At 68.1% G+C, this 25,441-nt stretch carries 34 protein-coding genes; 3 read left to right on the top strand and 31 right to left on the bottom strand.

What is annotated here, in order from left to right; genetic code table 11:
* The first annotated feature begins 126 nt into the window (after positions 1 to 126).
* A complete protein-coding gene (locus ncot_RS03650) occupies positions 127 to 657 on the top strand; it encodes a DoxX family protein (protein WP_168616378.1) in 531 nt (176 codons plus the stop codon).
* A gap of 84 nt (positions 658 to 741) precedes the next feature.
* Here the strand turns inward: ncot_RS03650 and ncot_RS03645 are convergent, their stop codons facing one another.
* Entirely contained in the window at positions 742 to 2,481 is a 1,740-nt protein-coding gene (locus tag ncot_RS03645) for an ATP-binding cassette domain-containing protein (protein WP_168616377.1), read from the bottom strand.
* 124 nt (positions 2,482 to 2,605) lie between these two features.
* Here ncot_RS03645 and ncot_RS03640 point away from each other — a divergent pair, with 124 nt between their 5' ends.
* Positions 2,606 to 3,646, top strand: a complete 1,041-nt coding sequence (locus ncot_RS03640; protein ID WP_168616376.1) for a phosphatase PAP2 family protein — start codon at positions 2,606 to 2,608, stop codon at positions 3,644 to 3,646.
* Here ncot_RS03640 and ncot_RS03635 read toward each other — a convergent pair.
* Genes ncot_RS03635 through ncot_RS03625 form a run of 3 tightly spaced genes read right to left on the bottom strand, consistent with a single transcriptional unit; the run spans position 3,615 to position 6,022 of the window.
* On the bottom strand, positions 3,615 to 4,214 hold the full coding sequence (locus tag ncot_RS03635) for a methyltransferase (RefSeq protein WP_168616375.1): 600 nt from the start codon (positions 4,212 to 4,214) through the stop codon (positions 3,615 to 3,617). The two genes, ncot_RS03640 and ncot_RS03635, sit on opposite strands and share 32 nt — an antisense overlap.
* On the bottom strand, positions 4,207 to 5,037 hold the full coding sequence (truA, locus tag ncot_RS03630) for a tRNA pseudouridine(38-40) synthase TruA (RefSeq protein ID WP_168616374.1): 831 nt from the start codon (positions 5,035 to 5,037) through the stop codon (positions 4,207 to 4,209). Before truA ends, ncot_RS03635 begins: the two co-directional genes overlap by 8 nt.
* 22 nt (positions 5,038 to 5,059) lie before the next feature.
* On the bottom strand, positions 5,060 to 6,022 hold the full coding sequence (locus tag ncot_RS03625; protein WP_168616373.1) for a carbohydrate kinase: 963 nt from the start codon (positions 6,020 to 6,022) through the stop codon (positions 5,060 to 5,062).
* A 137-nt stretch (positions 6,023 to 6,159) separates the two neighbouring features.
* Here ncot_RS03625 and ncot_RS03620 point away from each other — a divergent pair, with 137 nt between their 5' ends.
* Positions 6,160 to 6,900: a DUF2786 domain-containing protein gene (locus ncot_RS03620; RefSeq protein ID WP_168616372.1), complete on the top strand. Its 741-nt coding sequence runs from the start codon at positions 6,160 to 6,162 to the stop codon at positions 6,898 to 6,900.
* Positions 6,901 to 7,110: 210 nt separating this feature from the next.
* Here ncot_RS03620 and rplQ read toward each other — a convergent pair whose 3' ends face one another.
* From rplQ to rplP, 27 genes are all read right to left on the bottom strand, one after another.
* Entirely contained in the window at positions 7,111 to 7,656 is a 546-nt protein-coding gene (gene rplQ, locus ncot_RS03615) for a 50S ribosomal protein L17 (protein ID WP_168616371.1), read from the bottom strand.
* 188 nt (positions 7,657 to 7,844) lie between these two features.
* Positions 7,845 to 8,861: a DNA-directed RNA polymerase subunit alpha gene (locus ncot_RS03610; RefSeq protein WP_168616370.1), complete on the bottom strand. Its 1,017-nt coding sequence runs from the start codon at positions 8,859 to 8,861 to the stop codon at positions 7,845 to 7,847.
* A 67-nt stretch (positions 8,862 to 8,928) separates the two neighbouring features.
* The gene (gene rpsD, locus ncot_RS03605) at positions 8,929 to 9,537 is read right to left on the bottom strand and encodes a 30S ribosomal protein S4 (protein ID WP_168616369.1); all 609 of its coding nucleotides are present in this window, start codon (positions 9,535 to 9,537) and stop codon (positions 8,929 to 8,931) included.
* Positions 9,538 to 9,569: 32 nt separating this feature from the next.
* Entirely contained in the window at positions 9,570 to 9,977 is a 408-nt protein-coding gene (gene rpsK, locus ncot_RS03600) for a 30S ribosomal protein S11 (RefSeq protein WP_056681707.1), read from the bottom strand.
* Between the two features lie 106 nt (positions 9,978 to 10,083).
* Positions 10,084 to 10,458: a 30S ribosomal protein S13 gene (gene rpsM / locus ncot_RS03595; RefSeq protein ID WP_057323048.1), complete on the bottom strand. Its 375-nt coding sequence runs from the start codon at positions 10,456 to 10,458 to the stop codon at positions 10,084 to 10,086.
* A 288-nt stretch (positions 10,459 to 10,746) separates the two neighbouring features.
* The gene (gene rpmJ, locus ncot_RS03590; RefSeq protein ID WP_056681713.1) at positions 10,747 to 10,860 is read right to left on the bottom strand and encodes a 50S ribosomal protein L36; all 114 of its coding nucleotides are present in this window, start codon (positions 10,858 to 10,860) and stop codon (positions 10,747 to 10,749) included.
* 28 nt (positions 10,861 to 10,888) lie between these two features.
* Positions 10,889 to 11,110 (bottom strand): translation initiation factor IF-1, encoded by a 222-nt coding sequence (gene infA / locus ncot_RS03585; RefSeq protein WP_026145687.1) that lies wholly within the window; start codon positions 11,108 to 11,110, stop codon positions 10,889 to 10,891.
* A 258-nt stretch (positions 11,111 to 11,368) separates the two neighbouring features.
* Positions 11,369 to 12,409 carry an LLM class flavin-dependent oxidoreductase gene (locus tag ncot_RS03580; RefSeq protein WP_240938046.1) on the bottom strand — a complete coding sequence of 347 codons (1,041 nt, stop codon included), beginning with the start codon at positions 12,407 to 12,409 and terminating at the stop codon, positions 11,369 to 11,371.
* A gap of 311 nt (positions 12,410 to 12,720) precedes the next feature.
* A complete protein-coding gene (locus ncot_RS03575; protein ID WP_168616368.1) occupies positions 12,721 to 13,893 on the bottom strand; it encodes a hypothetical protein in 1,173 nt (390 codons plus the stop codon).
* Positions 13,886 to 14,383, bottom strand: coding sequence for a SigE family RNA polymerase sigma factor (locus tag ncot_RS03570; protein ID WP_240938045.1), 498 nt, complete (start codon positions 14,381 to 14,383; stop codon positions 13,886 to 13,888). The genes ncot_RS03575 and ncot_RS03570 overlap by 8 nt, the downstream gene beginning before the upstream one ends.
* Positions 14,384 to 14,504: 121 nt before the next feature.
* Entirely contained in the window at positions 14,505 to 17,153 is a 2,649-nt protein-coding gene (locus tag ncot_RS03565; protein WP_168616366.1) for an FHA domain-containing protein, read from the bottom strand.
* 53 nt (positions 17,154 to 17,206) lie between these two features.
* Positions 17,207 to 18,025: a type I methionyl aminopeptidase gene (map, locus tag ncot_RS03560; RefSeq protein WP_168616365.1), complete on the bottom strand. Its 819-nt coding sequence runs from the start codon at positions 18,023 to 18,025 to the stop codon at positions 17,207 to 17,209.
* 49 nt (positions 18,026 to 18,074) lie between these two features.
* Positions 18,075 to 18,665 (bottom strand): adenylate kinase, encoded by a 591-nt coding sequence (locus tag ncot_RS03555; RefSeq protein ID WP_168616364.1) that lies wholly within the window; start codon positions 18,663 to 18,665, stop codon positions 18,075 to 18,077.
* A complete protein-coding gene (secY, locus tag ncot_RS03550; protein WP_168616363.1) occupies positions 18,665 to 19,966 on the bottom strand; it encodes a preprotein translocase subunit SecY in 1,302 nt (433 codons plus the stop codon). Before secY ends, ncot_RS03555 begins: the two co-directional genes overlap by 1 nt.
* Positions 19,967 to 20,123: 157 nt before the next feature.
* On the bottom strand, positions 20,124 to 20,564 hold the full coding sequence (gene rplO, locus ncot_RS03545) for a 50S ribosomal protein L15 (RefSeq protein ID WP_168616362.1): 441 nt from the start codon (positions 20,562 to 20,564) through the stop codon (positions 20,124 to 20,126).
* Position 20,565: 1 nt separating this feature from the next.
* A complete protein-coding gene (gene rpmD / locus ncot_RS03540; RefSeq protein WP_168616361.1) occupies positions 20,566 to 20,748 on the bottom strand; it encodes a 50S ribosomal protein L30 in 183 nt (60 codons plus the stop codon).
* Positions 20,748 to 21,353 (bottom strand): 30S ribosomal protein S5, encoded by a 606-nt coding sequence (gene rpsE / locus ncot_RS03535; RefSeq protein ID WP_168616360.1) that lies wholly within the window; start codon positions 21,351 to 21,353, stop codon positions 20,748 to 20,750. Before rpsE ends, rpmD begins: the two co-directional genes overlap by 1 nt.
* A gap of 37 nt (positions 21,354 to 21,390) precedes the next feature.
* Entirely contained in the window at positions 21,391 to 21,774 is a 384-nt protein-coding gene (gene rplR, locus ncot_RS03530; RefSeq protein ID WP_168616359.1) for a 50S ribosomal protein L18, read from the bottom strand.
* A 2-nt stretch (positions 21,775 to 21,776) separates the two neighbouring features.
* Positions 21,777 to 22,319, bottom strand: coding sequence for a 50S ribosomal protein L6 (gene rplF / locus ncot_RS03525; RefSeq protein ID WP_168616358.1), 543 nt, complete (start codon positions 22,317 to 22,319; stop codon positions 21,777 to 21,779).
* A 36-nt stretch (positions 22,320 to 22,355) separates the two neighbouring features.
* Positions 22,356 to 22,775 carry a 30S ribosomal protein S8 gene (gene rpsH / locus ncot_RS03520; RefSeq protein WP_057323059.1) on the bottom strand — a complete coding sequence of 140 codons (420 nt, stop codon included), beginning with the start codon at positions 22,773 to 22,775 and terminating at the stop codon, positions 22,356 to 22,358.
* Positions 22,776 to 22,896: 121 nt separating this feature from the next.
* A complete protein-coding gene (locus ncot_RS03515; RefSeq protein ID WP_011757321.1) occupies positions 22,897 to 23,082 on the bottom strand; it encodes a type Z 30S ribosomal protein S14 in 186 nt (61 codons plus the stop codon).
* A 1-nt stretch (position 23,083) separates the two neighbouring features.
* Positions 23,084 to 23,650 carry a 50S ribosomal protein L5 gene (rplE, locus tag ncot_RS03510; protein ID WP_168616357.1) on the bottom strand — a complete coding sequence of 189 codons (567 nt, stop codon included), beginning with the start codon at positions 23,648 to 23,650 and terminating at the stop codon, positions 23,084 to 23,086.
* 1 nt (position 23,651) lies between these two features.
* Positions 23,652 to 24,008: a 50S ribosomal protein L24 gene (gene rplX / locus ncot_RS03505; protein WP_240938044.1), complete on the bottom strand. Its 357-nt coding sequence runs from the start codon at positions 24,006 to 24,008 to the stop codon at positions 23,652 to 23,654.
* Entirely contained in the window at positions 24,008 to 24,376 is a 369-nt protein-coding gene (gene rplN, locus ncot_RS03500) for a 50S ribosomal protein L14 (protein ID WP_168616356.1), read from the bottom strand. The genes rplX and rplN overlap by 1 nt, the downstream gene beginning before the upstream one ends.
* 121 nt (positions 24,377 to 24,497) lie before the next feature.
* The gene (rpsQ, locus tag ncot_RS03495; RefSeq protein WP_168616355.1) at positions 24,498 to 24,776 is read right to left on the bottom strand and encodes a 30S ribosomal protein S17; all 279 of its coding nucleotides are present in this window, start codon (positions 24,774 to 24,776) and stop codon (positions 24,498 to 24,500) included.
* Positions 24,773 to 25,021: a 50S ribosomal protein L29 gene (gene rpmC / locus ncot_RS03490; protein WP_057323064.1), complete on the bottom strand. Its 249-nt coding sequence runs from the start codon at positions 25,019 to 25,021 to the stop codon at positions 24,773 to 24,775. Before rpmC ends, rpsQ begins: the two co-directional genes overlap by 4 nt.
* Complete coding sequence (rplP, locus tag ncot_RS03485) at positions 25,021 to 25,440, bottom strand: 50S ribosomal protein L16 (RefSeq protein ID WP_168616354.1); 420 nt, start codon at positions 25,438 to 25,440, stop codon at positions 25,021 to 25,023. The genes rpmC and rplP overlap by 1 nt, the downstream gene beginning before the upstream one ends.
* Between the last annotated feature and the right edge of the window lies 1 nt (position 25,441).

Raw genomic sequence — 25,441 nt, 5'->3', positions numbered from 1 at the left:
CCCGGCTCAGCGACACGGGCCCCGGACGCCGGCTTCATGCCGTGCGTCCGGGGCCCGTCGTCCGTGCCGGCGCGACAGCTGGCCCGCGCAGGGCTGAAGCCTTGGCGATCGGGTAAGAATGAGTGCATGACTCCCGTACGCCTGATCGCCCGTCCGCTGCTCGCCTCGACCTTCTTCGTCGGTGCCGTCAACGCGTTGAAGCACACCGACAAGCTGGCCCCGAAGGCGGCCAGGATGACCGACCGCGTCGCACCGCTGGTGCGCAAGGCCGCTCCCGGGGCGCCGCTGCCGACCGACGCGAGGACCTATGTCCGCGTCAACGCCGGTGTCCAGCTGCTCGCCGCGGCCGCGCTGGCCACCGGTCGGGCTCCGCGCCTGGCCTCACTGGTCCTCGCCGGCAGCATGGTCCCGACCACGCTCGCCGGACACGCCTTCTGGGAGGAGAGCGACCCGGCAGCCAAGAACCTGCAGCGGCTGCAGTTCTTCAAGAACACCTCCGTCGTCGGTGGCCTGCTGCTTGCCGGCGTCGACACCGAGGGCAAGCCGGGCCTGGCCTGGCGCGCCGGCAACGCCGCGTCGCTGGCCCGCAAGGACGCCAAGCGCCTGGCCAAGGACGTACGCCGCGAGGCCAGGCTCGCCAAGGCCCAGCTGAGCTGACCCCTGAGCGCAACGTCATACGCTCGGGCGGCTCCGGCAACCGGGACGTATGACGTTGCGGGGGGGCCGAGATGGCCCGAGGCCTCAACGGGCCCGCTCGACCCGCCCCTCGTCCCAGACCGGGCCGTCGGACTCGTAGACCGACCCGTCGGCGCCGTAGACCAGGAACCGGTCGAACCCGCGGGCGAACCAGCGGTCGTGGGTGACCGCCACGACGGTGCCCTCGAATGCCTCGAGCCCCTCCTCAAGGGCTTCGGCCGACTGCACGTCGAGGTTGTCGGTCGGCTCGTCGAGCAACAGCAGCGTCGCCCCGGAGAGCTCGAGCAGCAGGATCTGGAAGCGTGCCTGCTGCCCACCGGAGAGTGACTCGAAGCGTTGCTCCCCCGCATGCGCCAGCTCATAGCGGTCCAGGACCCGCGAGGCCTCCTCACGGCCCATCCCCTGCCGGCCACGACCATCGGCCCGGGCCTCGCCGCGGTGCAGGATCTCCAGCAGGGTTCGTCCGACCAGCTCCGGGTGCTCGTGGGTCTGCACGAACCAACCCGGGCGGACTCGAGCACCGAGCTTCGCGCGGCCACGGTGGTGGACCGTGGCGACCGGGACGTCACCAATCGGCTGGTGCTCGATGTCGGGGTCACTGCCGCCGGCGGCGAGCAGTCGCAGGAAGTGCGACTTGCCGGAGCCGTTGGAGCCCAGCACGGCCACGCGTTCGCCGTACCAGACCTCGAGGTCGAACGGCCGCATCATCTCGACCGACCGGTCGCTGCCTGCCTCGTCCGACGGTGGCAACAACAGCTCCAGCTGCTCGCAGACCACGGCTCGCTTGCCGGTGCGGCCGCCCATGAGCCGCATCGTCACCTGCTGCTCACGCGGCTGCTCCATCGGCGGGCCGGCCTCCTCGAACTTGCGCAACCGGGTCTGGGCCGCGCGGTACTGCGAGGACATGCCGTCGTTGTACTCCGACTTGATCTTGAGCCGCAGCACCAGCGCCTTCAGCTTCGCGTGCTCCTCGTCCCAGCGCCGGCGCAGCTCCTCGAAGCGCAGGAAGCGGTCCTTGCGGGCCTCGTGGTACGACGCGAAGCCGCCCGGGTGCGTCCAGACCCGGTTGCCGTTGGAGCCGAGCTCCACGGTGACCACCCGCGTCGCGGTGTTGTCCAGGAGCTCCCGGTCGTGGCTGATGAACAGGATCGTCTTCTCCGACTCCGTGATCCGCCGCTCGAGCCAGATCTTGCCGGGCACGTCGAGGAAGTTGTCGGGTTCGTCGAGCAGCAGCACCTGGTCGGGGCCGCGCAGGAGGTACTCCAGCACCAACCGCTTCTGCTCCCCGCCGCTGAGGGTGCCGAGGTCGCGATACTTGGCGCGGTCGAACGGTGTGCCGAGCGCCGCCGTGCAGCACACGTCCCACACCACCTCGATGTCGTAGCCTCCGGCATCGTTGAAGTCGCCGAGCGCAGTGGCGTAGCGCATCTGGGTCTGCTCGTCGTCGGAGTCCATCAGGGCCCGTTCGCAGGCGTCGACCGCGTCCGCCGCCTCGCGCACCCTCGGAGGGGCAACGGAGAGCAGCAGGTCGGCGACGGTGGGCGCCTCGGGCAGGCCCGCGTTCACCATCTGGCGCATCACACCGAGGCCACCCGTGCGCACCACCGCCCCGGCGTGGGGCTTCAACTCGCCGGTGATGATGCGCAGGAGCGTCGTCTTGCCGGCACCGTTCGAGCCGACCAGCGCGACCTTGGCGCCCTCACCCACCCGGAACGCGACGTCGTCGAGCAGCACCCGACCGTCCGGGAGCTCATACCTGACACCGGAGACGTCGACGTGGCCCATGGGGCCGAATTCTGCGCGCCGGACCACGGACTCGCAAACGGGTTTCCCGGAGCCCCGGACCGGCGCGGATCGACCAGTCGAATTGAAGTGTTCGCAGCGGGATGGTTGACGTACGATACCCGTCATGGGTTCGGGTACGGGGGGCAGCGCAGTGCGCTCTCCCCTTCCCACCAGGCAGGGCCTCACCCGCTCGAGGGTGCGCGCCGCGGCGTTCCTGGTGTTTGCCGGGATCCTGGGCGTCTGGATCTACCACTTCGGCGTGCCCAGCGACACCGTGCAGATCTTCCTCTGGCTGTGGCTGGCCACGATCTGCTGGAACGTCGAGGAGCCCTGGCGCTACCACCTGAGCTTCCTGAGGGACTGGTGGGTGCCGGTGGCGGCGCTGGTCGTCTACTTCTACAGCCGCGGGCTCGCCGACGAGCTGCTGAGGATGCCGGTGCACACGCAGATGCCGGTCACCGTCGACGAGTGGATGTTCGGCGGGGACCTCCCGTCGTACTGGCTCCAGGAACGCCTGTGCGGCTCCCCCTGCAACCCGGACAGCCCCGCCCGCTGGTACGACCTGCTCTTCGCACTGGTCTACACCAGCCACTTCGTGACCGGCCTGATCATCGCGATGGTCCTGTGGCTGCGCAACCGTGGTGAGTGGAAGAAGTGGATGCGGCGCTATGTCGGGGCGAACCTGGTCGCGTTGGTGATCTACATGCTGTACCCGATGGCTCCCCCGTGGATGGCCACCGAGGGCGGCTTCATCGAGCACCCCGTCTGGCGCATCACCCACCGTGGCTGGGACGCCGTCGGCCTGGGTCGCTACCACCTCGTCCTGACCGGTGTCGGCAACCCCGTCGCCGCGATGCCCTCACTCCACTTCGGCATCTCGTTCCTCATCGCGGTCTATGCGGTGCTGCGCCTGCGCTCCGCCTGGCGGTGGCTGCTGCTCGCCTACCCTGCGACCATGGCGGTGACCCTGGTCTACTTCGGTGAGCACTACGTCATCGACATCGTCGGTGGCGCCGTCCTGGTGGCCGGTGTGCTCGCCGCCTGCTCCTGGTGGGAGCGCTCCCGTGACACACCCACGCGATCCGAGCGCCTGCGCCAGGCCGCCAGCGAGGAAACCGTGGGGCTGGGCGAGCTCACTCGGTCCGACGAGTCTCCAAGACCCTGAAGCCCTTGGCGCTGGCCAGCCTCCGGGTGGGAAACCCCTGGTCCCCCAGCCAGCGCTGCAGTGAGTCGGCACCGAGGTGCTTGCCCACCACCATGACCGCTCGGCCGCCCGGTGCCAGGCGGGGAAGCCAGGTCAGCAACAGCTCGTGCAGTGCCTCCTTGCCGATGCGGATCGGTGGGTTCGACCAGATCTCGTCGAAGCGGTACGTCGTGGGCACCGCGTCCGGCGTGCACGCCACGAAGCGACCCTCCAGCCCGAGAGCCCTGGCGTTCTCGTTCGCCAGCAGCACGGCGCGCTCGTTGACGTCGACCGCGGTGACGTTGGCCAGCGGGACCGACCGGGCGATGGCCAGCCCGATCACCCCGTAGCCGCAGCCGAGGTCGAGCACCTGCCCCTGGGCCGGCGGCTCGGTCTCCCGGAAGAGGATCGCCGTCCCGTGGTCGAGGTGGCCGCGCGAGTACACCCCTGAGCCGCTGGTCAGCGCGAGCTCTTTGCCCCAGACCTCACAGGTGAAGTCCTCGCGGGTGAACGGCACCGACGGATCGGCAGAGAAGTAGTGGTCAGTCATCGGGGAGCTCCCTCTTGTTCCTCGCTCGCTCGGCCTGCCGGACCAGTTCCAGTCCGTCCGGGTAGCCGACCTCCTCTAGCGTCAGCCCCCGGGCGGGGGCCACGGTCACCGCGGGGCTCCGCTGCCCGGTGGCGAGCACCTGCTGGGGCCAGTCCGGCGTACGGCGCCCGTCGCCGACGGCGAGCAGCGCGCCGGTGAGTGCCCGCACCATGTTGTGGCAGAAGGCGTCGGCCCGCACGGTGAGCACGGCCAGTCCGGTCGCATCACGCTCCCAGTGCAGGTCGATGAGGGTGCGCACGGTGGTGGCGCCCTCGCGGCGCTTGCAGTAGGCCGCGAAGTCCCGCAGCCCGAGCAGGAGGTCGGCGGCCTCGTTCATCGAGTCGACGTCGAGATGGCGAGGCCAGGCCAGCACGTGGTGACGGGTCAGCGGGTCGACGTCGCGGTCCGTGACGCGATAGGCGTAGCGGCGCCAGATCGCTGAGTAGCGGGCATCGAAGCCGGGAGGAGCCGCGTCCACCCGGTGCACGCGGGCGTCCGGCGGCAGGATCCCGTTCAGCCGTCGGCGCAGGGCCTCCATCGGTGCGAGCCGGGACCGGCCGATCGAGGCGGTCAGCTCCTGCTCGTCGAGCTCGAGGTGCACCACCTGTCCCCGGGCATGCACCCCGGAGTCCGTGCGACCGGCGCAGGTGACCGACACCGAGGGCACCCGGAGCACGGTCGCCAGGGACTCCTCGAGGACCTCCTGGACGGTCCTCAGGCCGGGTTGGCGGGCCCAGCCCTTGAAGTCGGTGCCATCGTAGGCGAGGTCGATCCTGGTGCGCACGGTCGACAATCCTGCCACGCGGTCAGGTGCCGAGCTCCCGGCGGTACGGCGGATCGGCCCCCGGCCGTGACACGGTCACCGCAGCCGCACGCGAGGCATGGGCCAGGACCCGTTCCCACGCGTCGGTGCCGCTCCTCCCCCGGGGCCAACCCTTCGGTCCGACCGGCTCACCAGTTCCACCCGATTCGTCGGCCCCACGCCGCGGCTGCTCCACCATGGAGTCCCACAGCGCGTCGATCATGGCCGCGGAGAAGGTGTCACCGGCGCCGATGGTGTCGGCGACCGTCACCGGGACGACCTCGGCGTGCGCCGAGCTGCCTCCGGGCAGGAAGCACGTGGACCCTTCGCCACCGCGGGTGACCACGACAGCCTCCGGGCCGAGCTCCAGCAGCTCGCGTGCGACCTGATCCACGCGTGGGTTCCCGAACAGCTGGACCAGGTCCTCGTCGGAGGCCTTGACGACGTCAGCGGCACCGACCAGCTGCAGGACGCCCTCACGCACCTCCGGGCCGGTGCCGGTCACGGCGGGTCGCAGGTTGAGGTCGTAGCTGACGACCGATCGCCCGGCGAGCGCTGAGACGACGTCGCGCACGGTCGACGCCCCCGGCTCGAGCAGCGCGCCGATCGAGCACACGTGCAGCACCAGCGGCGCCGGCTCGACCGGCACCACGCCCAGGCGCCAGTCCAGGTCGAAGGCGTACGTCGCGGCACCGGCGGCGTCGATCGTGGCCGTCGCGGTCGACGTACGACGCGCGACGTGCGGGTCCGCGGTGAGGCAGACGCCGGACTGCTGCAGATGCTCGGCGACCAGCCGGCCGTGCCGATCGTCCGCGAGGCTGGTGGCAAGGTGCACGGGACGTCCGAGCCGGGCCAGTGCCACGGCGACGTTGGCGGCGCTGCCGCCGGGGTGCTCGGCCACGGTGCCGTCGGCGGCCCTCACGACGTCGACCAAGGACTCTCCGACCACCAGTGCGTGCGGGCTCATGCCCCATGCCTAGCGCATGGTGGGGCTCCGCGTCACCACCGGCAACCCGGCCCGTCACCCGGCCCTGTGGACAACGGGGTCGGCCTGTGGGTGGGGTGCCGCAGGGTGGGGTGACCCACAACGGAAGGATCCACCCCATGCCCGTCGACCACCCCATGCTCGCCAAGATCCGGAAGCTGCTGGCGAAGGCCGAGAACGACGCGACGACCCCGGAGGAGGCCGAGCTCTACACGGCCAGGGCTGCCCGGCTGATCGCCGACTACGGCATCGATCAGGCCCTGCTCGCCGTCGACCTGCCGAACACCGACGTGGTCGGGGACCGGGTCGTGCGACTCGATGCTCCGTATGCCCGCGACAAGGCCGAGCTGTTGAGCTCGGTCGCGATGCGACTGCGGTGCCGCGCCGTGCAGATGACCGATCGCACCCCGCAGGGCACCCGGTTCGCGGTGCACCTGTTCGGCCACCAGTCCGACCTTGCCCGCGCCGACCTGTTGTTCACCAGCCTGCTCATGCAGGCATCCACCTGGTTGTCCCGCACCCCCGTGCCCCGCCCGGAGAACAAGGCCGCCTTCCGTCGTTCCTGGTTGGCCGGCTTCCGCCTGGCCATCAGCCGGCGCCTCGAGGACGCCGAGCGTCGGGCCGAGGCCGACGCGGCGAGCCACGCCCAACGCGATGGGCGCTCGGTCGGCCTGGTCCTGGCCGACCGGTCCGCCGAGGTCGACCAGGCACTGCGTGACACCTATCCCCGCCTCGGGAAGGCTCGACCCCGCCAGCTCTCCGGCTCCGGCATGGCCGGTGGCTGGTCCGCGGGCCAACAGGCAGATCTCGGCGGCGGACGCCTGCACAGCAAGGAGCCGGAGGCCCTGCCCGGCGTCTGAGGGCAGGGTGTCGCTCGGTCGCGCACCGCAAACCCCTGGCGCTCGGGCCGGGCGAGCAGCGAGCCCGCCTGTTGAGACCACCCACCACGAGACGGCCACCACAGTGGTCAGAAATGGCACGAGGGCCCGCCACCCTGCGGTGACGAGCCCTCGTGACTGACCTGCTGAGGTTCAGCCAGGCCTGATGAGGCCAACGGCCTCGTGCAAGCCTCAGCCCTCGGTCTTGTCCTGCGCGACCTCAGTCTCCTCTGCAGGAGCCTCGGCGCCCTCGGTCTCCTCGGCGGCGACCTCGGTCTCCTCGGCCGGAGCCTCGGCGGTCTCGGTCTCCTCGACGGGGGCCTCTTCGACGGGAGCAGCAGCCGCTTCGACCTTCTTGGTCGACGGAGCCTTCGGGCTGTACGCCTCGGTCACCAGCTCGATGACCGCCATGGGGGCGTTGTCGCCCTTGCGGGGGTTCAGCTTGGTGATCCGGGTGTAGCCACCCGGACGCTCGGCGAACGTGGGCGCAATCTCGGTGAAGAGGGTGTGCACGACCGACTTGTCGCGGATGGTCTTGAGGACCTCGCGGCGGTTGTGCAGGTCGCCCTTCTTCGCCTTGGTGATCAGCTTCTCGGCGTGCGGACGCAACACCCGGGCCTTGGCCTCGGTGGTCGTGATCCGCCCGTGCTCGAAGAGCGCGGTGGCGAGGTTGCTGATGATCAGCCGCTGGTGCGCCGGGCTACCGCCGAAACGGGTGCCCTTCTTGGGGGTAGGCATTCTTCTTCTCGATTCTCCCCGGCCGTGTCAGGTACCGGAGTAGATGTAACAGGAGTGTGGTGCTGACCAAGCGCGAGACCGTGGGGCCCCACCCCGTCAGCCGCCCGCCGACCTCGAACCGAAGCGGACTTCGACTGCGAGGCCGGCAGCGAGTCAAGCGAAGCGCCGACTCGCTCGGCCAAATTCAATTAGTACTGCTCGTCCTCGACGAACGTGTCGTCGTCGTCGTCGCCGTAGGCAGCAAGGGCGGTGGCCGGGTCGAAGCCGGGAGCGCTGTCCTTGAGGGACAGGCCCATCTCGACCAGCTTGCCCTTGACCTCGTCGATCGACTTGGAACCGAAGTTCCGGATGTCGAGCAGGTCCTGCTCCGAGCGCGCAATCAGCTCACCCACGGTGTGGATGCCCTCACGCTTGAGGCAGTTGTAGGAACGCACGGTCAGCTGCAGGTCCTCGACCGGGAGGGCGAGGTCGGCAGCCAGCTGCTCGTCGACGGGCGAGGGGCCGATGTCGATGCCCTCGGCCTCGACGTTCAGCTCGCGAGCCAGGCCGAACAGCTCGACCAGGGTCTTTCCGGCCGACGCGATCGCGTCGCGGGGCCGGATCGACGGCTTGGTCTCGACGTCGATGACCAGCTTGTCGAAGTCGGTGCGCTGCTCGACACGGGTGGCCTCGACCTTGTAGGTCACCTTGAGCACGGGCGAGTAGATCGAGTCGACCGGCATGCGGCCGATCTCGTTGTCCGCACCCTTGTTCTGCACTGCGCTGACGTAGCCACGACCGCGCTCGACGACGAGCTCCATCTCCAGCTTGCCCTTCTCGGACAGGGTGGCGATCTTCAGGTCGGGGTTGTGCACCTCGACACCCGCCGGAGGCAGGATGTCGGCGGCCGTGACGTCACCGGAGCCCTGCTTGCGCAGGTACATGGTGACGGGCTCGTCGTGCTCGGAGGAGACGACGAGACCCTTCAGGTTGAGGATCACCTCGGTGACGTCTTCCTTCACACCCTCGATGGTCGAGAACTCGTGGAGGACGGTGTCAACCTTGATGCTGGTCACGGACGCACCCGGGATGGAGCTGAGGAGCGTACGACGCAGCGAGTTGCCGAGCGTGTAACCGAAGCCGGGCTCCAGGGGCTCGATCACGAACCTCGAGCGGAACTCGTCGACGGACTCTTCCGACAGGGTAGGGCGCTGAGCGATAAGCACTGATTCTTTCCTTTCCGGGACCAACCACCATTTGATGGGCCCGAACTGCAGTGGCGAAAGGGAGGGATTACTTCTTCGAGTAGAACTCGACGATCAGCTGCTCCTGGACCGGGATGTCGATCTGGGCCCTGACGGGGAGCTGGTGCACGAGGACGCGCATGCGGTTCGGCAGTGCCTCGAGCCATGCAGGGACGACGCGCTCGCCGTGGGTCTCGCGAGCCACGATGAACGGGGTCATCTCCAGCGACTTCTCACGAACGTCGATGACGTCGTGGGCGGTCACCTGGAACGACGGGATGTCGACCTTCTTGCCGTTCACCTTGAAGTGGCCGTGAACGACGAGCTGACGGGCGTGGCGACGGGTGCGGGCGAAGCCGGCACGGTAGACCACGTTGTCGAGGCGGCACTCGAGGAGCTGCAGCAGGTTGTCACCGGTCTTGCCGGGACGGCGCGAGGCCTCCACGTAGTAGTTGTGGAACTGCTTCTCGAGGATGCCGTAGGAGATGCGCGCCTTCTGCTTCTCGCGAAGCTGGAGGAGGTACTCGCTCTCCTTGATGCGGCCGCGGCCGTGCTGGCCGGGCGGGTAGGGGCGACGCTCGAAAGCCTGGTCGCCACCAACGAGGTCGACACCGAGACGGCGCGACTTCTTGGTCATGGGGCCGGTGTAGCGGGCCATATCTCAAAGTCTCCTTGAAAGTCTCGGGTCGATCAGACGCGACGGCGCTTGGGCGGCCGGCATCCGTTGTGCGGGGTGGGCGTGACGTCCTGGATGGTGCCGACCTCGAGGCCGATCGCACCCAGGGACCGGATCGCCGTCTCGCGACCCGAGCCCGGACCCTTGACGAAGACGTCGATCTTCTTCATGCCGTGGTCCATGGCCCGACGACCGGCAGCCTCGGCTGCCATCTGTGCCGCGAACGGCGTCGACTTGCGCGAGCCCTTGAAGCCGACGGTGCCGGCGGAGGCCCACGAGATCACGGCGCCCGTGGGGTCCGTGATCGTGACGATGGTGTTGTTGAACGTGCTCTTGATGTGGGCTTCGCCCTGAGCGATGTTCTTCTTCTCCTTGCGGCGCACCTTCTTGGCGCCGGCCGCGGTGCGGCTCTTGGGAGGCATTCAATATCTCCTGAAGTTTGCTGGAAGCTGTGGGAACGAGGAAGTAGGAGTCAGAGACCCCGGTGGTCGAGGAGGTCGCGCAGCGACCGTCTCGAGACCACTCGGATCACTTGGTCTTCTTCTTGCCGGCAACAGTGCGCTTGGGGCCCTTGCGGGTGCGCGCGTTGGTCTTGGTGCGCTGACCGCGGACCGGAAGGCCCATGCGGTGGCGGCGACCCTGGTAGCTGCCGATCTCGATCTTGCGGCGGATGTCTGCCTGGACCTCGCGACGGAGGTCACCCTCGATCTTGAAGTTGGCTTCGATCTCGTCACGGAGCTTGACCAGCTCTGCGTCGCCCAGTTCGTGGACGCGGAGGTTCGGGTTGACCCCGGTTGCTTCCAGCAGCTGCTGGGAGCGGGTTCGGCCGATGCCGAAGATGTAGGTGAGTGCGATCTCGATGCGCTTGTCACGCGGGAGGTCAACACCAACAAGGCGTGCCATGTGATGGCCCTTTCTGTGAAGAGCTTGCGCCCTTCGGTAGTTCACAGAGGTTTCGGTCGTGTCGCGCCCTGACGTCTGCCAGGCTCCGGCCTTCTGCTCCGGAGGTGGTTTCGGCTCTCCCGACGAGCGGGGCGGCCTAAGCGATCACGTTGTCGTTGTGTTCAGTTGTGACGGGCTCGTCTTCATCTCACTGGATTTCGACGCGTCCGTTCCGGTCTCGCAAGCTCGACCGGAGGACTTGCTCGATCTGCGACTGAGACGCCTCGCGCAACTTCGTTGCGCGTGGCTTCAGCCTTGACGCTGCTTGTGGCGCGGGTTCTCGCAGATGACCATGACGCGGCCGTGGCGACGAATCACCTTGCACTTGTCACACATCTTGCCGACGCTCGGCTTGACCTTCACGAGGACGGTCCTTTCGTGTATTCGGCTGTCACTTGTAGCGGTAGACGATCCGACCGCGAGTCAGGTCGTACGGCGAGAGCTCCACCACGACCCGGTCCTCAGGAAGGATGCGGATGTAGTGCTGGCGCATCTTGCCGCTGATGTGGGCGAGAACCTTGTGTCCGTTGCTGAGCTCAACACGGAACATGGCATTCGGAAGGGCCTCCGTGATGGTGCCCTCGAGTTCGATCACGCCTTCTTTCTTCGGCATGTCCTCCACAATCTGTTGAAACGGATACGTCTACCGTGGTGCACTGCGACCGGATGGCCGGCCCCAGCTGGCCCGGGAACCTCTCCCAACGAGTGGGAGTGGACCTCGTGAAGCCGTCTGCATGGCACCCGATTCCCCGGTCCGGATCCCCTCTCACGCGTGAAAGGGGCTCGGTGTCCGGGCAGCCGCGAGGCACCACGAAACAGACCCACGTTGGGCCGACGCACCAGTCTAGTGCGTGGCCGCGGCAAACCCTAATCAGGTCTGGATCGGGCCCATCGCCTGCGCCAACAGGCGCAAGGTGGTCTCCCTGGCCGGTGCGGCGTCGGGCGACTCCGCGGCGTACGCCCCGGCAACCGGGTGCACCATCACCTCGTCGACGTCGAACTGGGCGGCCAGCTCGGCGGTCTGCTTGGCCGCGACAGACGGGTCGCCGATCACCCAGCGCCGGCGCATCGCCTCCACCAGCGGCAGGTGCGCATCGGGGATCTCCGTCGCTTCCGCCTCCTCCACCAGGAGCTGCGGCTGCAGCCGACCGCCGGTGCGCAGGGCGACCATCGCCAGCAGCTGGGGCAGTGCGACCCGCTCAGCCTCCTCGGCCGTCTCTGCCACGGCCGCGTTCACGGTCAGGAACGTGCGCGGCTCGGGGTGCCCGGGCGAGGGCTGGTACGTCGACCGATAGAGCTCGAGCGCCTCCGCGGTGCCGTTGCCCGAGAAGTGGTGCGCGAAGACGTAGGGAAGCCCGAGGCGCGCAGCGAGACGGGCTGAGTAGTCGGAGGATCCCAGCAGCCAGACCGCCGCCTGCGACGTCGCCCTCGGGGTGGCCCGCAGCTCGTGCGTGCGCCCGGCCACGGAGATGCCGACCCCGGCCTCGTCCATCATCGCGACGATGTTCTCGACGTACTCCGGGAAGCGCTCGACCGCGTCATCGCCCACGCCCCCTGCGCCGTGGCGCAGCGCGTAGCCGGTGACCGGATCGGTGCCGGGTGCGCGGCCGATGCCCAGGTCGATGCGACCGGGGAAGGCCGCCTCCAGCAGGGCGAACTGCTCAGCCACGACGAGCGGCGCGTGGTTGGGCAGCATCACGCCGCCGGAGCCGACCCGGATCCGCTCGGTCGCGGCGGCCAGCAAGCTGATCATCACCGGCGGGTTGGTGGCGGCCACGGCCGGCATGTTGTGGTGCTCGGCCACCCAGTAGCGGCGGTACCCCTCGGTGTCGGCTGTCGTCGCCAACGATCGCGAGGCGTTCACGGCATCGGCCGTGGTCTGGTTCGTCCGCACCGGGACGAGGTCGAGCACGGACAGGGCAGGAACAGTTGGGGCAGGAACAGTTGGGGCGGGCACAGTTGGGGCGGCCACAGCGGAGGTCACGTCCGTGCCAACGGCTCGTGCCGCTCCCCTATTCCACAGCCGCCGGTCGACGGTGGTTGAGGAGGCGAGCACCCAGCCACCGATCGGCCGTGGCTGAGCAGGCCAGCACCCAGCCACCGATCGGCCGTGGGCGAGCAGGCCAGCACGCAGCCACCGGTCGGCCGTGGCTGAGCAGGCCAGCAACCAGCCACCGGTCGACGGTGGTTGAGGAGGCGAGGAACGAGCCGTCTCGAAACCACTCAGCCCAGGATCCCGCGGAACATGCCCGCGCCCTCCTTGCCGGCGTACTCCCTCCACTTCACCGGGCCGACCAGATAGGCACGTGCCTCGGAACCACCCCAAGGCTTCACCGTGCGGGGAATGACCGGTGAGGCAGCCAGCGACTCCGGATCACCCTGCGCGCGATAGTGCCACTGGATCTGCGCACACTCTCCCATCACCGCCGCGGTCCAAGCGGTCCTCCCGTCCTTGCCGTTGACGCCGACCGCCAGCCACTGCCCCTCCGGCTGCTCCGTGCAGAGCCGGATCGGGTCGTAGGTCGCTGATGAGAGCTCCACGGCGTCGCCGTACGCGGTGGCCGCGCGTGCGTCGCGACGGGTGGACCAGACCAACATGGTCTCGCCGCCGACGGTCTCGTAGGCACACACGGACAGCGACTCCGGGTCGACGTCGCGCAGGTCGCCGGCGGGTACGTCGGACCACGTGGCGTCTGCCCGGCACCCGTTGTCGTCCACGTCGACCGCTTCGGCCGTGGCCAAGATCCTCGCTCGAAGGGCGGGGTCGTCACTGGTGACGGTGACCGTGCCACGTCCGACTTCCACGGTCTCGCGGACGTAGCCGTCGCCGAGCTCCGTCGTGCCGACCTCGACGCCGGCGGCATCCAGCCACACCGAGTCCGCGGCCGGGGCCGGCGCCGCCGGCGCGTTCTCCAGCCCCACGATCGCGCACGCGTCGGTCATCATCACCGGACGGCCGACGTACGGGGTGTCCCGCGGGACGGTCTCGTAGTCGGAGCTGCCGGGCCTCACGAACGCCGCGGCTCCGCAGTCGAGGGGACGCTCATCCCCCGCGTCGAGGTTGGCCATCGGGGCGCCGCCCCAGCCCCAGGTCGGGGGGACGCGCACCTGCACCCCGCCGTAGGACTCGACCCGCCAGCTGGCAGGCTTCCCGGAGTCCGCCGCCACGCGGTCGTCGGGGGCAGGGCTGCGCTGGTCGGCTCCCGCGAAGTGCCACACGAGTGGCCCACCGACGACCACCGCGGCCGCCACGGCCGCCACGCCGAGCCAGCCCCGAGGTCGCGGGGGCCGTGTCCGCATCGGCTCCTCGAGCGCGTCCGCCGCGTGCGCGGCACGGTCGACGAGCCCTTGTCGCATGATCCGTTCCAGCTCCTGGTCGCTGTGCTGCTCAGTCATCGTCGGCCTCCTGACGTTCGAGCTCGGCCCGCAGGGCCGCGAGTGCGCGATGGATCTGGGAGCGGACGGTCACCTCGGAACACCCGAGAATGCCGGCGATCTCTCGGTGGTCGAGGTCTTCGTAGAACCGCAGCACGACCGCCGCACGTTGTCGCCTGGGCAGTGCCTGGCAGACCCGCCACACCGCATCGGCATTGCTGACCTGGTCGGACGGGTCGCTCACCCGGTGCCGGTCGACGATCTCCGGCACCGGCGTCTGCCGCTTGCCCCACCGCCGCCACGAGGAGACGTTCTCGTTGATGATCATCCGGCGCACGTAGGCGTCCGGATCGTGCGTACGCCGCACCGTGCTCCACCGCTCGAACGAGCGGGTCAGCACGCTCTGGAGCACGTCGTCGGCAGCCTCGCGACTTCCCGTGACGAGATAGGCGAAGCGCAGCAGCGCGGGGATCCGCGCACTCACCCATTCGTCGAACTCGAGGTCGGCCACCACCACATCCATGCACATCTCACGCCGGCGCGAGCGGATTTGTTGCACGCGGCCCCCTGCAAATCGGGACCACAGCGTCGCGGATCGCTCCCGGGACCCAGGAGTCCCGACCTGGACAGGGTCAGCGGCGTGACGTGGCGCTGCGTCGGACCAACCAGAAGGCGGTGGCCAGGATCACCGCGGCGAGGATCCACATCATGCTCATGTTCAGCACCCACTGCCCGGCCGACTGGTCGTAGAGCGAGTCGAGGTCGTCCTGCTTCGCCTTCGGCAGCGCATGCTTGGCCTTGTCGAGGTCGACGGTCGCCGAGCTGGCCGCGAACGCCCACCGAGCCGGGGACAACCAGGCCAGCTGCTCCAGCACCACGCGCCCGGCGACCGGGACCAGCGCGCCGCACAGCACGAGCTGCACCATCACCAGCCCGACCAGGGCCGGCATGGTCTGCTCGTTGGAGGTGACCAGCGCCGAGACCGCCAGCCCGAGCAGCGCCATCACGAAGCAGAGGCCGCCGATGGCGAGGGCGACCTCGAAGGTGCCCAACCCGAGCGCGCCGTCGCTGTCCGGACCGGGGAGGCCGACCGTGGCCAGCCAGGTGACGACCATGCCCTGCAGGAAGCAGGCCGTGCCGAGGACGGTGACCTTGCTGAGCAGGTACATCCCCGGCGAGAGCCCGACGGCGTACTCGCGCTGGAAGATCGGCCGCTCCCCGACGAGCTCACGAATGGTCACCGCCGTGCCCATCAGCGCGGCGGCCATGATGAGGATGGTGAGGCGGGTCAACGCCTCCTTGTGGTCCATGGGCTCCCCGGGCCCGGCCGTGCGGGCGATGCCGAGGCCCGCCTCGCCGGGAACCACCCGGCTCAGGCCGCCGAGCGCGAGGGGCAGCAGCACCAGCATCGCCAGCAGCAGCTTGTCGGAGACCGTGACCGCGAGGTTGCGCCGCACGAGCGTCCAGAACTGGCGGCTCATCGACTGCAGCGGCGGCTGGGTGACCGGGGCGTTCATCGACGGCAACCGGCCGGTGTCGACCGGTGCCGGTGGGGCCGGGATGCGCTGCCACAGGTCGGGCTCGTCGAGCAGGTCGAAGACCTGCGGGTAGTCACGGCAGCCGAAGTGCTCGAGCACCCCGCCGGGCGGACCGAAGTAGGCTCGTCGGCCACCGGGCGCGAGCACCAGCACGTTGTCGCACACGTCGAGGGCGAGCACGGAGTGGGTCACCACCATGACCACGCGACCTTCGTCGGCCAGGGTGCGCAGCTGGTGCATGACGTCGCGATCGAGCCCCGGGTCGAGCCCGGAGGTGGGCTCGTCGAGGAACAGCAGCGGCGGGGCGGTCAGCAGCTCGGTGGCGATGGAGACGCGCTTGCGCTGTCCGCCGGAGAGCTGGGTGCCGATGCGGTTGTCGATCTGCCGCTCGAGCTGCATCTGCGAGACGACGTGCTGGACTCGCTGGGAGCGCTCCTCCACCGTGGTGTCAGGAGGCAGCCGGAGCATGGAGGCGTAGGACAGTCCCTGGCGCACGGACAGCTGCGGGTGCTGGATGTCGGACTGGGGCACCAGCCCGATCTGGAATCGCAGCTGCTCGTAGTGCGAGTAGAGGTCCTGGCCCTGCCAGATCACCTGGCCGTGGGTGGCCGGGCTGGAGCCGGTGAGGGCGCCCAGCAGCGTCGACTTGCCGGCACCCGAAGGCCCGATGACTGCGGTCAGGCTCGACGGTCCCAGCTCGAAGGACATCCCCTCGAGGAGCCGCTTGCCGCCCTTGGCGACCGTGGTCAGGTTCTCGGCGAACAGCGTGAGGTCGGTGCGGGTGGCCCGCGAGGCCAGGTCGGTGCCGGTCCAGGAGAACGTCTGGTTGCCGAAGATGACCTCGTCACCCGGGTGCAGCGCGATGCTGCCGTTGAGGCGAGTGCCGTTGACGAAGGTGCCGTTGAAGCTGCCGAGGTCGTTGAGCACCGGAGCCGGGCCAGGGACCAGGGTCGCGTGCTGGCGGGAGACGAGCGGGTCGTCGATCACGACGTCGCAGGTGCGCGAACGACCGATGGTCAGCAGCCGGCCGTGCAGCTGGTTGCCGGGCAGGACTGTGTGGCCGTGGGCCAGGTGTCCCGGTGGCGGCTGCGGCATCGGGCTCTCGCCCGCGGGGTACCACGGCTGGGTCATCGCCCCGGGTGCGATCGGTACGTCGCGGGAGGGTGGCGCGGGCTGGAACGGCGCGGGCTGGAACGGCGCGGGCTGGAACGAGTCGGGCTGGGACGGCGCCGGCTGTGCGGGGCCGGCGGACCAGCCGTGCCCCGGGCGGGCGTCCGGGTGGGCACCCGGGTCGGACCTCGGACCGGCGTAGGGTGCGGGGCGCGGCTCGGCAGCGGGGTGGGACGCGGGACCGGTGCTGTGCCCGGGGTGCGCACTCGGGCTCGAGGCAGGCCCGGGCGGACCGCTGGTCACCTGTGCAGGGACGACCTCCACCTGCATCCGCACGCCTTCGCTGCCCCCGAGCAGGACGTGGACCGGTCGTCCGACCGGGAGCAACGCCTGGCCGAGCTGCTGCTCGCCGAGCCACGTGCCGTTCGTGGAGTCGAGGTCGACCAGCACCCATCCCTGTCGGGTACGCCGGAACTCGGCATGGCGCCGGGAGACGTCCGGGTGCTGCAGCGAGATCGGGGCCTGTCCATCGCGCCCCACGGTGACCACCGGGTCGGTGAACATCCGGGTCTCGGCGCCGACCGCCACACGCAGCGTCGACAGCATGGCGGGCTGGTGAGCCATGTTGCCCATGGGCTCCTACCTGGTCTGGGGCTGGATGGTCGGACCCACGCTAGTCGAACGGCTCAGTGGCCGCCGAAGGGGACACCGAGCTCCGCGAGCCGCGTCTCTCCCCCGTCGAGCGCCGTGAGGATCCAGGCGCCGTTCGGCGTGAGCGTGAACGTGTGCTCGTAGTGAGCGGCCAGGCTGCCGTCGACAGTGACCATCGTCCACCCGTCATCGAGCTCATCGGTGTGCTTCGAACCCGTCGTCACCATCGGCTCCACGGCCAGCGCGAGGCCACGCACGAGCTTGGGTCCCCGGCCGGCACGGCCGAAGTTGGGCACGTTCGGCGGCTGGTGCATCTCGGTGCCGATGCCGTGACCGGTGAAGTCCTCGAGGATGCCGAAGTCGCCCTGGCTGCGGACGTAGCTCTCGACCGCGTGGGAGATGTCCCCCACCTTGCCGCCGAGGCGTGCCGCAGCGAATCCACGCCACATCGACTCCTCGGTGACCCGCATCAGGTCGGCTGCCTCGGCCGAGACCTCTCCGACCGCGACGGTGATCGCCGCGTCACCGTGCCAACCGTCCACGATGGCACCACAGTCGATGGAGATGATGTCGCCGTCGGCCAGCACCCGGTCGCCGGGGACGCCGTGGACGACCTCGTCGTTGACCGACGCACAGATCGATGCCGGGAACGGCGGCTGGCTGTATCCCTTGAACGACGGGATCCCACCGCCCGAGCGAATGTTGTCCTCAGCGATCGCGTCGAGCTCCGCGGTCGATATCCCGGCACGCACCGAGGAACGCAGGACCTCCAGGGTCTGCCCCACGAGCAGGCCGGCGACCCGCATCTTGTCGATCTGCTCGGGCGACTTCAGCTGGATCCGCTCACCGAACATGGGTCGGCCTCACGGACACGCAGCAGACGACCGGTCGGTGGAGCACGGATCAGACCGCCTGTGCCTCGAGAGCGTCGAAGATCCGGTGCGTGACCGCGTCGATCTCGCCCATGCCGTCGATCTCGATGACCAGGCCGCGACCGGAGTAGACCTCGATCAGCGGCGCGGTCTGCTCGGTGTAGACCTCCTGACGGCGACGGATCACCTCTTCGGTGTCGTCGGCGCGACCCTCGACCTGCGCACGCTGCAGCAGGCGGCTGATCAGCTCCTCGTTGTCGCAGGTCAGGACCACGACGGCGTTGACCGGCTGCCCCGAGGCCAGCATCCCGTCGAGCTCCTCGACCTGTGCCAGGGTGCGCGGGTAGCCGTCGAGCAGGAACCCGGGCTCGGCGTCGGGCTTGGCGAGCCGGTCACGGACCATCGCGTTGGTGATCTCGTCGGGGACGTACTCACCGGCGTCCATGTAGCGCTGGGCTTCGAGGCCCAGCTCGGTCTTCCCGGCCACGTTGGCACGGAAGATGTCACCGGTGGAGATCGCAGGGATCCCGAAGTGGTTGGCGATCACCTTGGCCTGGGTGCCCTTGCCCGCTCCGGGCGGGCCCATCAGGATGATGCGATTTCCCTGTGGGTTGGAGGTCATCAGCGGAGGAATCCTTCATAGTTGCGCTGCTGGAGCTGGCTCTCGATCTGCTTCACCGTGTCGAGCGCAACACCGACCATGATCAGGATGGACGTGCCGCCGAACGGGAAGTTCTGGTCTGCCTTGATCAGTGCGAAGGCGATCAGTGGGACCAGCGAGATGAGACCGAGGTAAAGCGCGCCCGGGAAGGTGATCCGGGACAGGACGTAGGACAGGTAGTCCTCAGTCGGCTTGCCAGCCCGGATCCCGGGGATGAAGCCGCCGTACTTCTTCATGTTGTCCGCGACTTCCTTCGGGTCGAAGGTGATCGAGACGTAGAAGTAGGTGAAGAAGATGATGAGCGCGAAGTAGATCGCCATGTAGAGCGGGTGGCTGCCGTCGACGAGGTACTTGTTGACCCAACCGAGCCACTCGGGCTGCGGGTTGCGGTTCTGGTTGAACTGCACGGCCATCGCCGGGAGGTACATCAGCGACGAGGCGAAGATGACGGGGATGATGCCGGCCTGGTTGACCTTCAGGGGGATGTACGTCGAGCTGCCGCCGAACATCTTGCGCCCCACCATGCGCCGTGCGTACTGCACGGGGATGCGGCGCTGGGCCTGCTCGATGAAGATGACTGCGGCGACCAGGACGAGCCCGACCACCATCACGATCCCGAAGGTGAGCCAGCCCTGGCTCTTCTGCACGCCCCACAGCGAACCGGGGAACGTCGCGACCACCTGGGTGAAGATCAGGATCGACATGCCGTTGCCGATGCCACGCTCGGTGATCAGCTCACCGAGCCACATGATCACGGCGGTGCCGGCGGTCATCGTGATGACCATGACCATGAACGTGGACGTGCTGTTGCTGTGCAGCAGGTCGAGCTCGCAGCCCTGGAGCAGCTGGCCGGAGCGGGCCAGCGCGACGATGCCGGTGGCCTGGAGCAGCGCGAGCCCGAGCGTCAGGTAGCGCGTGTACTGGGTGATCTTGGTCTGGCCCGCCTGGCCTTCCTTCTTCAGCGCTTCGAGCCGTGGGATGACCACGACGAGCAGCTGCAGGATGATGGAGGCGGTGATGTAGGGCATGATCCCGAGCGCGAAGACCGCCAGCTTCAGCAGCGCGCCACCGGAGAACAGGTTGATCAGGTTGTAGACCGTGTTGCTCTCGACCAGGTTGATGCAGGTCTCGACGTTGGCGGTGTTGACCCCGGGGGTCGGGAAGGACGATCCGAGCCGGAAGATCACGATGATCCCCAGGACGAACAGCAACTTGCGTCGCAGATCCGGTGTCCGGAAAGCGTTGGCGAACGCGCCTAGCACGTGATCCTCTTTCTCAAGCTGGGGCCGCACGCCGGCCGGAGCGGCCGGGCGAGAACTCGGGGAAGCCTAACAGGGTCTCAAATGGAGTCGTCGGGTGAGACAGGGCGAGGGGCGCCGGACGAATCCGGGCCCCTCGCCATGTTCTACTGAAGTCCGATCAGAGCACCGTTACGGTGCCGCCGGCGGCTTCGATCTTCTGCTTGGCAGCGCCGGAGAACGCGTTCGCGCTCACCTGCACCGCCACGGAGATCTCGCCCTGTCCGAGGACCTTCACCGGGTGACCGTCGCGGGCGGCGCCCTTGGCGACGAGGTCCTCGACGGTGACGGTGCCACCCTCGGGGAACAGCGCGCCCAGACGGTCCAGGTTCACGACCTGGAACTCGACCTTGAACGGGTTCTTGAAGCCCTTGAGCTTCGGGAGGCGCATGTGCAGCGGCATCTGGCCACCCTCGAAGGCAACCGGAACCTGGTAGCGCGCCTTGGTGCCCTTGGTACCGCGACCGGCAGTCTTGCCCTTGGAACCCTCACCACGACCGACGCGGGTCTTGGCGGTCTTGGCACCGGGGGCCGGACGCAAGTGGTGCAGCTTGAGCGTCATGTCAGTTCACTTCCTCAACCGTCACGAGGTGACGGACGGTCTGGACCATCCCGCGGATCTCGGGACGGTCCTCCTTCACGACCACGTCGCCGATGCGCTTGAGGCCCAGCGAGCGCAGGGTGTTGCGCTGGTTGGCCTTGCAGCCGATCGTGGACTTCTTCTGCTCGACCTTGAGCTGTGACATCAGGAGGTCACCTCCGCACGTGCCTTGAGCAGGGCGGCCGGGGCCACCTGCTCCACGGTGAGCCCGCGACGCGAGGCCACTGCCTCGGGCTCTTCCAGCATCCGCAGCGCCTCGACGGTCGCGTGCACGATGTTGATCTGGTTCGAGGAACCGAGGGACTTGCTCAGGACGTCGTGGATGCCGGCGGCTTCGAGCACCGCACGCACCGGGCCACCGGCGATCACACCGGTACCGGGCGCGGCCGGACGAAGCATGACGACGCCAGCCGCCTTCTCGCCCTGGACCGGGTGCGGGATGGTGCCCTGGACGCGAGGAACCCGGAAGAAGTTCTTCTTGGCCTCCTCGACACCCTTGGCGATGGCCGCGGGAACTTCCTTGGCCTTGCCGTAACCGACACCAACCATGCCTTCGCCGTCACCGACGACCACGAGGGCGGTGAAGCTGAAGCGACGTCCACCCTTCACGACCTTGGCGACACGGTTGATCGCAACGACGCGCTCGATGTACGCGGTCTTGTCGGCCTGCTGGCCGCCACGACCGTCGCGACCACGGCCACCGCCCTGGCGCTCACCACCGGCGCGCTGTCCGCGCTGGGGTCCGCTCATGAGAATTACCTCTTCTCTTTCTTGCTTGTCTTTGCGATCAGAACGTCAGGCCGCCCTCGCGGGCGCCATCAGCAAGGGCCGCGATTCGGCCGTGGTAACGGTTGCCGGCGCGGTCGAAGACCACGCCCTCGACGCCAGCTGCCTTGGCGCGCTCGGCAACGAGCTCGCCGACCTTCTTCGCCTTGGCAGTCTTGTCGCCTTCGAAACCGCGCAGGTCGTTCTCCATGGTCGAGGCAGACACGAGGGTCCTCCCGACCAGGTCGTCGACGACCTGGGCGCTGATGTGCTTGGTGGAGCGCGTCACGACGAGGCGCGGACGCTCCGCGGTGCCGTTCAGCTTCTTGCGTCCACGGATCTGACGACGCAGGCGCGACGCAGTCCGGGCCGAGGTGTGCCTGTTGTGCTTCAGTGAGATCGCCATGATCACTTACCAGCCTTTCCGACCTTGCGGCGGATGTGCTCACCCGAGTAGCGAACGCCCTTGCCCTTGTAGGGCTCCGGCTTGCGCAACTTGCGGATGTTGGCTGCAACCTCGCCGACCAACTGCTTGTCGATGCCGACGACGCCGAGCTTCGTCGGGCCCTCGACGGTGAACGTGATGCCCTCGGGAGCGTTGAACGTGATCGAGTGGGAGTACCCGAGCTGGAACTCCAACTGGGTGGGGCCCTTCGACAGGACGCGGTAACCCACGCCGACGATCTCGAGCTTCTTCTCGTAGCCCTGGGTGACACCGGTGACCATGTTGTTGATCAGGGTGCGGGTGAGCCCGTGCAGCGAGCGGCTCTCACGCTCGTCGTCGGGGCGGTTCACCTGGAGTACGCCGTCCTCACCGCGCTCGACGGTGATCGGGGCGGCAACGTTGTGGCTCAGGGTGCCCTTGGGGCCCTTGACCGTAACGAGGCGCTGGTCGATCTGGACGTCGACACCCGAGGGGACCGTGATGGGGAGCTTGCCAATGCGCGACATGCTTGTTCCTCTACCTTTCCTTGGTCTCGGGTCCGACTACCAGACGTAGGCGAGGACTTCCCCACCCACGCCCTTCTGGTTCGCCTGACGGTCGGTCAGCAGGCCCTGGCTGGTCGAGATGATCGCGACGCCCAGGCCGCCGAGCACCTTCGGGAGACCCGTGTGCTTGGCGTAGACCCGGAGACCGGGCTTGCTGATGCGGCGAACGCCTGCAATGGAGCGCTCGCGGTTGCGGCCGAACTTGAGCGTGATGGTCAGCGTCTTGCCGACCTCCGGCTCGCCGGCGTCGTTCACGTTGTCCTTCACCTCGAAGGAGGTGATGTAGCCCTCCTGCTGGAGGATCTCGGCGACGCCCGCCTTGAGCTTGCTGTACGGCATCGCAACCGAGTCGTGGAACGCCTGGTTGGCGTTGCGCAGACGAGTCAACATGTCTGCGATCGGGTCAGTCATCGTCATGGCCGAATGGCCCTTTCTCCACCGTGGTTTCGTTCCCGCGTCTCGGGAGCGACCTTCAGCGATCGTTTTGTGTTCGGTGGCCGGCTGGACCCCGGTGTTCCGGAGCAGTCGACCGGGGGCATTACCAGGAGGACTTGGTGACGCCGGGCAGCTCGCCCCGGTGCGCCATCTCCCGCAGGCAGATCCGGCAGAGGCCGAACTTGCGGTAGACGGCCTTGGGCCGGCCACAGCGCTGGCAGCGGGTGTAGCCACGCACAGCGAACTTCGGCTTGCGAGCGGCCTTCACCTTGAGTGCGGTCTTCGCCATGTCAGTTGCCCTCCTTGAAGGGGAATCCGAGCTGCTTGAGCAGCGCACGACCCTCGTCGTCGTTGGTCGCGGTGGTCACCACGGTGATGTCCATGCCGCGCGACCGGTCGATCTTGTCCTGGTCGATCTCGTGGAACATGACCTGCTCGGTCAGACCGAAGGTGTAGTTGCCGCGTCCGTCGAACTGGTTGCCGTTGAGGCCACGGAAGTCGCGGATGCGGGGCAGCGCGATCGACAGCAGGCGGTCGAGGAACTCCCACATGCGGTCGCCACGCAGCGTGACGTGGGCACCGATCGGCATGCCCTCGCGCAGCTTGAACTGGGCGATGGACTTGCGGGCCTTGGTCACCTGGGGCTTCTGGCCGGTGATCGCGGTGAGGTCGCGGATCGCGCCCTCGATCAGCTTCGAGTCGCGAGCCGCCTCGCCGACACCCATGTTGACCACGATCTTGGTCAGGCCGGGCACCTGCATGACGTTCTTGATGTCGAACTCGGACTGCAGCGCGGGAAGGATCTCCTCGCGGTAGCGGGTCTTGAAGCGCGGAGCGGTGTTCTGGGTCTCAGTCATCTCAGATTTCCTTACCGGTCTTGCGCGAGACGCGAACGCTGCGCTGAGCGGTGTAGGTCGAGCCGTCGGAACGGCGCTTGCTGACCTCGTCACGGCGGAAGCCGACGCGGGTGACGCCGTCACCCTCGACCAGCATCACGTTGGACACGTGGATCGGGGCCTCGGTGGTCACGATGCCACCGGTGTTGCCACTGCCCTGGTTGACGACCTTCTCGTGCTTCTTGACGCGGTTGACGCCTTCGACGATGACACGGTCCTGGGTGCGGAGCACCTGGATGACCTTGCCCTCGGCGCCCTTGTCCTTGCCCGCGATCACCTTGACGGTGTCGCCCTTCTTGATGTTCAGCGACTTGCTCATCACAGCACCTCCGGCGCAAGCGAGATGATCTTCATGAACTTCTTCTCGCGCAGCTCGCGACCGACGGGGCCGAAGATGCGGGTTCCGCGCGGCTCACCGTCCGTCTTGAGGATCACTGCTGCGTTCTCGTCGAACTTGATGTAGGAACCGTCCTGACGACGGCGCTCCTTCACGGTGCGCACGATAACGGCCTTGACGACGTCGCCCTTCTTGACGTTGCCACCGGGGATCGCGTCCTTGACGGTGGCAACGATGACGTCGCCGATACCGGCGTAGCGCCGGCCAGATCCACCGAGAACACGGATGCAAAGGATCTCCTTCGCACCGGTGTTGTCGGCGACCTTGAGTCGCGACTCCTGCTGGATCATCGGGTTTTCTCCTGAATGTCGTGCCGGTTCTCATCGCCCATCCCGAGACCTACGGGGCGTGAGCCTTGCCGAACTGATATTTCGAAACGTGGTGGGGCCGGGCGCTGGACCCGGCCCGGGGTCACTTGGCCTTCTCGAGGATCTCGATCAGGCGCCAACGCTTGGTGGCCGACAGCGGACGGGTCTCCATGATGAGGACCCGGTCGCCGACGCCGCACTCGTTCTGCTCGTCGTGGACCTTCAGCTTGCTGCTGCGGCGCATGACCTTGCCGTAGAGGGCGTGCTTGACACGGTCCTCGACGCTGACCACAACGGTCTTGTCCATCTTGTCGCCGATCACAAGGCCCTCACGAACCTTGCGGCTCTTGCGCTCTGCGTCAACTGCGGTCTGGTCGCTCATGCGGCGCCACCATCCTTCTCGGCCTCATTGCTGGCACCCGGGACCTGGCGGATGCCGAGCTCGCGCTCACGCACCACGGTGTAGATCCGGGCAATGTCCTTCTTGACCAGGCGAAGCCGGCCGTGGCTGTCCAGCTGGCCGGTGGCCGCCTGGAACCGGAGGTTGAACAGCTCCTCCTTGGCCTCCCGAAGCTTGGCCTCGAGGTCGTCGACCGACAGGTCGTCGAGTTCAAATGCGGTGCTCATCAGAATTCACCAGCCTCACGCGAGATGAACCGGCACTTCATGGGGAGCTTGTGCATCGCCAGGCGCATGGCCTCGCGAGCGGTCACCTCATCCACGCCGGAGAGTTCGAACATGACGCGGCCGGCCTTCACGTTGGCGACCCACCACTCCGGGGAACCCTTACCGGAACCCATGCGGGTCTCGGCAGGCTTCTTGGTCAGGGGGCGGTCCGGGTAGATGTTGATCCAGACCTTTCCGCCACGCTTCATGTGACGAGTCATGGCAATACGTGCCGACTCGATCTGACGGTTGGTCACGTAGGAGCCTTCGACCGCCTGGAGACCGTAGTCACCGAAGTTGAGACGGGTGCCACCCTTGGCCGCACCGGTCCGCTTGGGGTGGTGCTGCTTGCGGTGCTTGACACGACGGGGCATCAACATG

It is taken from the genome of Nocardioides sp. JQ2195 (genome assembly GCF_012272695.1).
Classification (GTDB): Bacteria; Actinomycetota; Actinomycetes; order Propionibacteriales; family Nocardioidaceae; genus Nocardioides.
This window is presented reverse-complemented; position numbering and strand designations above follow the sequence as displayed.